We start from the raw sequence: 7,013 nt of genomic DNA, 5'->3' as shown, positions 1-7,013 counted from the left end.
AACCCGATCCCATCTCGAACTCGGCCGTTAAACGCACCAGCGCCCATGGTACTGTGTCTCAAGACACGGGAGAGTCGGTCGCCGCCAGACCTGCACAGCACATCACAACAGTCCCTCCAAACGATCACACCGAACAGGCCGCGCCCGAAAGGGCGCGGCCTGTTCGCGTTCGCGCATCCCATAAGCCCCTCGAAGCGCCGAACCCCGCGCGGCCCCAGGGCAGAGAACCGGAAAACACATCGGGCACGCCCGAATCCAGAAGGGGGAATGAGCCCTCGGCAAGCCCGGGGCGGAATTTCATTATCCCCGAGATCGCCCGATGCTTCGGGGATCGGTGGCATGAACTTTTAAGTCCCCGGGGTGAATGATGCCGCCGCGACGGCCGAGGGCATCACCATGGTCAGAGTATCGCCGCGCGCGGCGGCTTCGTGGCATCGGGGGGCCTCGCACGGGACCTCGCCGAGGGAGGGCTGAGGCATGCGCGCCCAACGTCGTCCCGTCGCCTCGGGGCTTCCCCTGGTGGTCGACCTCGACGGGACCCTGATCCGGTCGGACCTGTTCATCGAAAGCTTCTTTTCCGTAATCGGCGGCACGCCGCGGTCCGGCCTCGCCCTGGCCCGCGTGGCGTCGCGCGGCAAAGCCGCGATCAAGCATCACCTCGCCGCCGCGCCCCTCGACGTTGCACGGCTGCCTTACGATCCGGCGGTCCTCGACCACATCCGCGAGGCCCGGGGGGAGGGGAGGCCGGTCTACCTCGCTTCGGGGAGCAACACCGTTCTGGTGGCGAAGGTCGCGGCGTATCTCGGCTTGTTCGATGGCTGGTTCGCGTCCGATTCCGAGACCGACCTGTCGGGCCAAGCCAAGGCGGACCGCCTCGTTGCCGAATTCGGCGCGGGCGGATTCGACTATCTGGGCGACCACGCCGACGATCTGCCCGTCTGGGCCCGGGCGAACCGGGCCGTCGCCGTGCGCCTCGCTCCGGCGGCGCGCCGCGCCCTCCTCATCCTTGCCCCAGACGCCGCGGTCCTGCCGGAGGCCGAAGCCGACCTCGCCCTGCGCGCGCGAATCTGGGCGAAGCTCCTGCGGGTGCATCAATACGCCAAGAACGCCCTGGTGTTCGTCCCCCCGCTCATGGCGCACCGCTTCGACGGGGCGGCGTTCCTCGCGGCCTTCCTCGCCTTCGTGGCGTTCTCGCTCTGCGCGTCGAGCGTCTATCTCCTCAACGATCTCATCGACCTCGAGGCCGACCGGGCGCATCCGACGAAGCGGGACCGGGCCCTGGCGAGTGGCCGTGTGCCCCTGGTGCAGGCCATGCTGGCGGCCCCGCTGCTCTTCGTCGCCTCCCTCGGCGTCGGCCTCGCGGTGTCGTGGGCCTTTGCCGGGGTGCTTCTGGGCTATTTCGCCCTCACCACCGCGTATTCGTTCGTCCTGAAGCGCAAGATGCTGGTCGACGTCGTGACGCTTGCCGCCCTCTACACGATCCGGGTGGTGGGCGGTGGCGTCGCCGTGGGGGTCGTGCTGTCGGATTGGCTGCTGGCGTTCTCGTTGTTCATGTTCATCTCCCTCGCGCTCATCAAGCGCTACACGGAACTCACGGATCGCCTCCACCGGGGCCTGCCGAGCCCGGCCAACCGTGATTACGACGTGTCGGATCTGCCCATCGTCGCGTCGCTTGCGGCGGCGGCGGGTTACAACGCCGTGGTGGTGCTGGCGCTCTATCTGTCTTCGGAGGCCGTCACGCAGCTCTATTCGCGGCCCAAGCTCCTGTGGTGCGTCGGTCCGGTGATCCTCTACTGGATCTCGCGGGCGCTGCTCATGGCCCATCGCCGTACCATGCACGACGATCCCGTGGTGTTCGCGCTCCGTGACCGGGTGAGCCTCGTCTCCGCCGCCCTCATCGGCGCCCTGGTGCTGGCCGCCATATGAATGCGCAGGGCGTCACCCGTCCGGAGTCCCTCGCCCTCGGTCTGCGTTATGTCGGCTTTGCCGTCCTCGCCACGGCCGCGAACCTGCTCGCGCAGGAAGCGACCGTACGCCTCGCGCCGGGGGCACCCCTCGTCGTGTCCCTCGTCATGGGGACGGGCATCGGGTTCGTGGCGAAATATCTCCTCGACAAGCGTTTCGTGTTCTTCGACGCCTCGAAGACACGGACGGAAGAGGCCCGCAAGGTGGTGCTCTATGGCCTGTTCAGCGTGGCGACGACCCTGGTGTTCTGGGTGTTCGAGTTCGCCTTCCTGGCCCTGTGGGGCACGAGCGCGGCGAAATACACCGGCGCCCTCGTCGGCCTCGCCGTCGGCTACGCGGTGAAATACGGCCTCGACCGCCGCTTCGTGTTCACGGGGCGGGCGTCGTGAGCGGCGCCGCGCAAGAGGTGTCCGGCTGGGGCCGCTACCCGCGGCGGACGACGCGCCTCGTCAGCGTGCGGGACGAGGATGCCGTGGCGCCCCTGCACCGGTCCGGGACGGGGCTCGTGGCGCGCGGCAACGGCCGGGCCTATGGCGACGCCGCCATCGGCGCCGACACCACCCTGGACCTGCGGGGCCTCGACCGGATGGTCGCGTTCGATCCCGGGACGGGGCACCTCACCGTCGAGGCCGGGGTGCTTCTCGCCGACATCATCGACGCCTTCCTGCCGCGCGGCTTCTTCCCCGCGGTGGTGCCTGGCACGCGCACCGTCACCGTGGGCGGCATGATCGCGGCGGATGTCCACGGCAAGAACCACCACGGCGCCGGCGGCTTCGGGGCGCATCTGCGCGATCTCACCCTGGCGCTGCCCGACGGCACGGTGCGGAGCTGCGGGCCGGGCTCGGAGCTGTTTGCCGCCACGGTCGGCGGCATGGGGCTGACGGGGACGATCCTGCGGGCGACGCTTCGCCTGCGCCGGGTCGAGACCGGCTGGATTCGCCGGAGTACCGTGGCGGCGGCCGACCTCGACGCCGCCATGGCGGCCCTGGAGGCCGCCCACGACACCACCTACGCGGTGGCGTGGATCGACGGCCTGGCGCGGGGCGCCGCCCGGGGCCGTGCCCTGGTCTATCGCGGCGAGCACGCGACGCGGGCCGACCTCGCGGCGTTGAGCCCCGGCGCCCCGCTCCAACCCCCCGCCGGGCGCGGCGCCCTGGCGGTGCCGTTCGACCTGCCGGCCCTGACCCTCAACCGCGTGACTGTCGGGGCCTTCAACGCACTCTACTACGGGCGCGGCCGCGCCGGGGCGGGACGCGACGGGCTCGTCGGCTGGGCGCCCTATTTCTTCCCCCTCGACGGGATCCGCGACTGGAACCGCATCTACGGCGCGCGCGGCTTCCTTCAGCATCAATGCGTGATCCCGAAAGCCCGCAGCCGCGACACCCTCGGGGCGATCCTCGAGCGGGTCTCGCACGCGGCGCCCTCGTTTCTCGCCGTGCTCAAGCTCCTCGGCGGCGGCGGCGGCCTGCTGTCGTTCCCGATTCGCGGTTACACCCTCACGCTGGATTTCCCGGCGACCCCCGCCAACCTCGCCCTCCTCGACGACCTCGACGCCATCGTGCGCGACGCGGGCGGCCGGATCTACCTCGCCAAGGATGCCCGCCAGAGCCGCGACACCTTCGAGGCCGGTTACGGTGACGCCGCCGCGCGGTTCCGGGCGCTACGGCGTGCGATCGACGGTGAGGGCCGGATCGCGTCGGTCCTATCGCGGCGGTTGGGGCTGTGAGGGCGGCGGACCTGCGGGGAACGACTCCGTTCTGTCTTCGCTTCCGATGGTGTGAGCCCGCTCCGTCAACGCGCATCCCCTCGCCCCGCTTGCGGGGAGAGGGGAACGCGCGCGGGCATTCGGCATCGAACCCCACCACGCGATTTCGATGTTGTCCGTTCTCCCTCGCCGAACGCGGCGCCCGAGGCCCGGTGCCTTCACCCCGAACACTCCCGCCGAGGCCGCATGATCGAGACTCCTTCCGCGCCGCCGAAGCTCATGCTGCTCCTGGGCGCCACCTCCGATATCGGCCATGCCACGGCGCGCGCCTATGCGCAGGCGGGGTGGGACGTGATCCTCGCCGCCCGTGACGGGGCGGGGCTGGTCCGCAACGTCGCCGACCTGACGGCGCGCCACGGCCGGGTGGTCGAGATGCGCAGCCTCGACATCATGGAGACCGACGGGTTCGCCGATTTCCTCAACGGATTGCCGCACCTGCCCGACACGGTGGTGAGCGTGGTCGGGCTCCTCGGGGACCAAGCGCGCTCCGAAGCCGATCCGGCGGAAGCAACCTTGGTGATGCGCACGAATTTCGAAGGGCCGGCCCTCCTGCTCGGGCTGTTCGCCGAACGCTTCGCCGCGCGCGGCCACGGTACCCTGGTCGGGGTCTCGTCGGTGGCGGGCGAGCGGGGACGCGCCTCGAACTACGTCTACGGCGCCGCCAAGGCCGGGTTCACGGCGTTCCTGTCCGGCCTGCGCAACCGCCTCGCGGGCAAGGGTGTCCATGTCCTGACGGTGAAGCCCGGCTTCGTCCGCACCCGGATGACGGCGGGGATGCCCCTGCCGAAGCCCCTGACGGCTGAGGCCGGCGAAGTCGGCGCCGCGATTTTTCGGGCTGCCGAGGTCGCCCGGCGCGACGTGGTGTATGTTCGCCCGGTCTGGGGCCTCGTGATGCTGATGATCCGCACGATTCCCGAACGCGTGTTCAAGCGGATGAAGCTGTGATGGCCAAGCTCTCGCGCCGGGATTTCGCCCTCGGGGTCGCCACCCTCGCGGCCGGTCCGGCCGGGGCCGCCGACACGATCCGATCGGTTCCGTCCCTCGGGGCCCTCGCGGCGGCGCGCGGACTCACCTTCGGCGCCTCCATCGATGCCACGGTGCTCACCGATGGGCGCCTTGCCGAACTCTACCGGCACCAGACCCGGATCGTCACCACGGACGTCGCCCTGAAGTTCGGCTCGATCCGGCCGCAGCCCACGGTCGCCGATTATTCGGGCGGCGACGCCCTCGTGGCCTTCGCCGCAGGCGCGGGTCTCGCCGTGCGCGGCCACACCCTGGCGTGGAACGCCTACCAGCCCGACTGGGTGGAGAAACTGAGCCCCCGGGAAGCGGCCTACTGGCTCGACCGTCACATCGCCGAGACCGTGGGGCGCTATGCCGGGCGCTTCCATTCGTGGGACGTGGTCAACGAGCCCCTGTGGCCCGACGACGGCAATCCCGGGGGGCTGCGCGGCGGCCCCTGGTTCCGGGCGCTGGGCCCCGACTACATCCGCCGCGCCTTCGTCGCCGCTCACCGGGCGGATCCGAAGGTGCGACTCGTCCTCAACGAGGCGAGTCCGGAATGGAAGATCGCCTTCGGGCCGACGGAGGCGTTCAAGACCGGCCTCCTGCGCCTCGTGGACGATCTGCAGCACGCGGGCATTCGCCTCGATGCGGTGGGCCTCGAATGCCACTGGTTTCCCGACTTCGTGTTCGCCCGCGACGGGTTCTCGAAGCTCGTCCGCGCCCTCGCGTCGCGCAAGCTCGAGGTCTACGTTACCGAACTCGACGTCAACGACCTCAAGATGCAGGGCGACGACGCCGAGCGCGACCGTCAGGTGGCGGCGCGCTACGCCGAGATCATGGCGGCGGCCCTGGCCGAACCGGCCGTGACGGTAATCCAGACCTGGCAACTCAGTGACGGCCAGTCCTGGCTCAACGGCGTCGCGTCCGAGTACAACACCCGCCGCAAGCCTCGCCCGCTGCCGTTCGACCGGGCCTATGCCCCGAAGCCCGCCTACCACGCCATGGCGGACGCGTTCCTGAGCTGAGCGGGTCCCCGTCCTGCTCCCTCGGCCGGTGGCGTTCGCAACGGCCCTGTGTCCAGCACGCCAAGCGACGAAAGGGGGGCTGTACGATCGGCGAGGAGCAAGGCACCGGGGACCGTGCGTTCCGTCATGGTCGTTCCGCTCCGGAACACAGCTTTCACACGGCCGTGTTGAGGAGTTCGATCGCATTCAACTCCGGTGTATTGGAGCGACCGGGGGCTCACCCCCGTGCCGTCCCCGTTGCGTCACGGGGAGAAAGCCTGCCCCGCCTACGGGATAGCAGGGGAGCGGCCCGCATTCGCCAGGGAGCGCTCCTCCCGGGTCGACTGCTCCCACCTCGCCAGGACGTTAGAAATTTTCGCCGCAGTCTTATGTTTAACGAGTGGGCAACCATTCGATGGTTAATTGAGACTGTCTTCGAAAATGGGGACGCATCGATCAGAATGGGTCGAACCTCATGTCTTCCAGCATCACACTGTCCGCCGCGACCCGCCAGAATCTGCTCTCGCTGCAGGGGACCGCAGACCTTCTCGCCACGACGCAGAACCGCCTCGCCACCAACAAGAAGGTCAACTCGGCCCTCGACAACCCGACCAACTTCTTCACGGCCGACGGCCTGTCGAGCCGTTCCAAGAGCCTGTCGAGCCTCCTCGACGGCATCTCCAACGGCATCCAGACGATCCAGGCCGCCAACACGGGCCTGACCAAGCTCCAGGGCCTCACCGACCAGCTGAAGTCCGTTGCCCAGCAGGCCCTGTCCTCCGCGAACGCCTTCTCCACCAAGGCAAGCAGCACCTCCGTCGCCCTGACCGGCGCCACCGCTTCGAACCTGCTCTCCACCGGCGCGACCCAGGCCGTGTCGGACACGATCATCGGCGCTGCCGCCGGCAGCACCGCCGCCGCCGCGACGTCCACGCTCGCCAGCACCACGGCGTATGCCGACGGCGTTGCCACCGTGACCGGTAGCGCAGCCTACGCTGCGCCCGGTTCCGACACATCGTTCACCATCACGGGTGCGGACGGCGCGGCAAAGACCATCAACGTGCTGACGACTGATACGGCCGTCCAGGCCATCATCGACAAGGTCAATGCCTTTACGTCGGCAACCGGTGTGACCGCGTCGAATGATGGTACCGGCAAGCTGGTTCTGAAGGGCGCGACCACTGGCGCGCAGTTCACCGTGGGCGGCACCGCCCCGGGCTCTGTCGGCCTCACGGCCGGAGCGACCACCAATGGCGCCGGCGCCGCTTCCACCA

At 69.5% G+C, this 7,013-nt stretch carries 6 protein-coding genes and 1 rRNA gene; all 7 read left to right on the top strand.

Annotation, left to right across the window (positions count from 1 at the left end; genetic code table 11):
- Positions 1–90, top strand: a 5S ribosomal RNA gene (rrf, locus tag BM249_RS20775); the annotation flags it as partial.
- A gap of 387 nt (positions 91–477) precedes the next feature.
- Positions 478–1,926, top strand: a complete 1,449-nt coding sequence (locus tag BM249_RS20770) for a UbiA family prenyltransferase (RefSeq protein ID WP_091975507.1) — start codon at positions 478–480, stop codon at positions 1,924–1,926.
- Positions 1,923–2,354 (top strand): GtrA family protein, encoded by a 432-nt coding sequence (locus tag BM249_RS20765; RefSeq protein ID WP_091975505.1) that lies wholly within the window; start codon positions 1,923–1,925, stop codon positions 2,352–2,354. The genes BM249_RS20770 and BM249_RS20765 overlap by 4 nt, the downstream gene beginning before the upstream one ends.
- Entirely contained in the window at positions 2,351–3,691 is a 1,341-nt protein-coding gene (locus tag BM249_RS20760; protein WP_244528895.1) for an FAD-binding oxidoreductase, read from the top strand. The genes BM249_RS20765 and BM249_RS20760 overlap by 4 nt, the downstream gene beginning before the upstream one ends.
- Before the next feature lie 225 nt (positions 3,692–3,916).
- The gene (locus BM249_RS20755) at positions 3,917–4,675 is read left to right on the top strand and encodes an SDR family oxidoreductase (RefSeq protein WP_091975503.1); all 759 of its coding nucleotides are present in this window, start codon (positions 3,917–3,919) and stop codon (positions 4,673–4,675) included.
- On the top strand, positions 4,675–5,760 hold the full coding sequence (locus BM249_RS20750; RefSeq protein ID WP_091975501.1) for an endo-1,4-beta-xylanase: 1,086 nt from the start codon (positions 4,675–4,677) through the stop codon (positions 5,758–5,760). The genes BM249_RS20755 and BM249_RS20750 overlap by 1 nt, the downstream gene beginning before the upstream one ends.
- 454 nt (positions 5,761–6,214) lie before the next feature.
- A partial coding sequence (locus BM249_RS20745; RefSeq protein WP_280142699.1) for a flagellin N-terminal helical domain-containing protein occupies positions 6,215–7,013 on the top strand: 799 nt, incomplete at its 3' end.

The organism is Methylobacterium gossipiicola (assembly GCF_900113485.1).
Lineage (GTDB): Bacteria > Pseudomonadota > Alphaproteobacteria > Rhizobiales > Beijerinckiaceae > Methylobacterium > Methylobacterium gossipiicola.
Note: the sequence above shows the minus strand (reverse complement) of the source record. Positions and strands in the feature narration are given on the sequence as shown.

Excerpts from the sequence above, each read along its gene's own strand:
- BM249_RS20770 (WP_091975507.1), top strand. The coding sequence starts at position 478 with ATGCGCGCCCAACGTCGTCCCGTCGCCTCGGGGCTTCCCCTGGTGGTC.
- BM249_RS20765 (WP_091975505.1), top strand. The coding sequence starts at position 1,923 with ATGAATGCGCAGGGCGTCACCCGTCCGGAGTCCCTCGCCCTCGGTCTG.
- BM249_RS20755 (WP_091975503.1), top strand. The coding sequence starts at position 3,917 with ATGATCGAGACTCCTTCCGCGCCGCCGAAGCTCATGCTGCTCCTGGGC.
- BM249_RS20750 (WP_091975501.1), top strand. The coding sequence starts at position 4,675 with ATGGCCAAGCTCTCGCGCCGGGATTTCGCCCTCGGGGTCGCCACCCTC.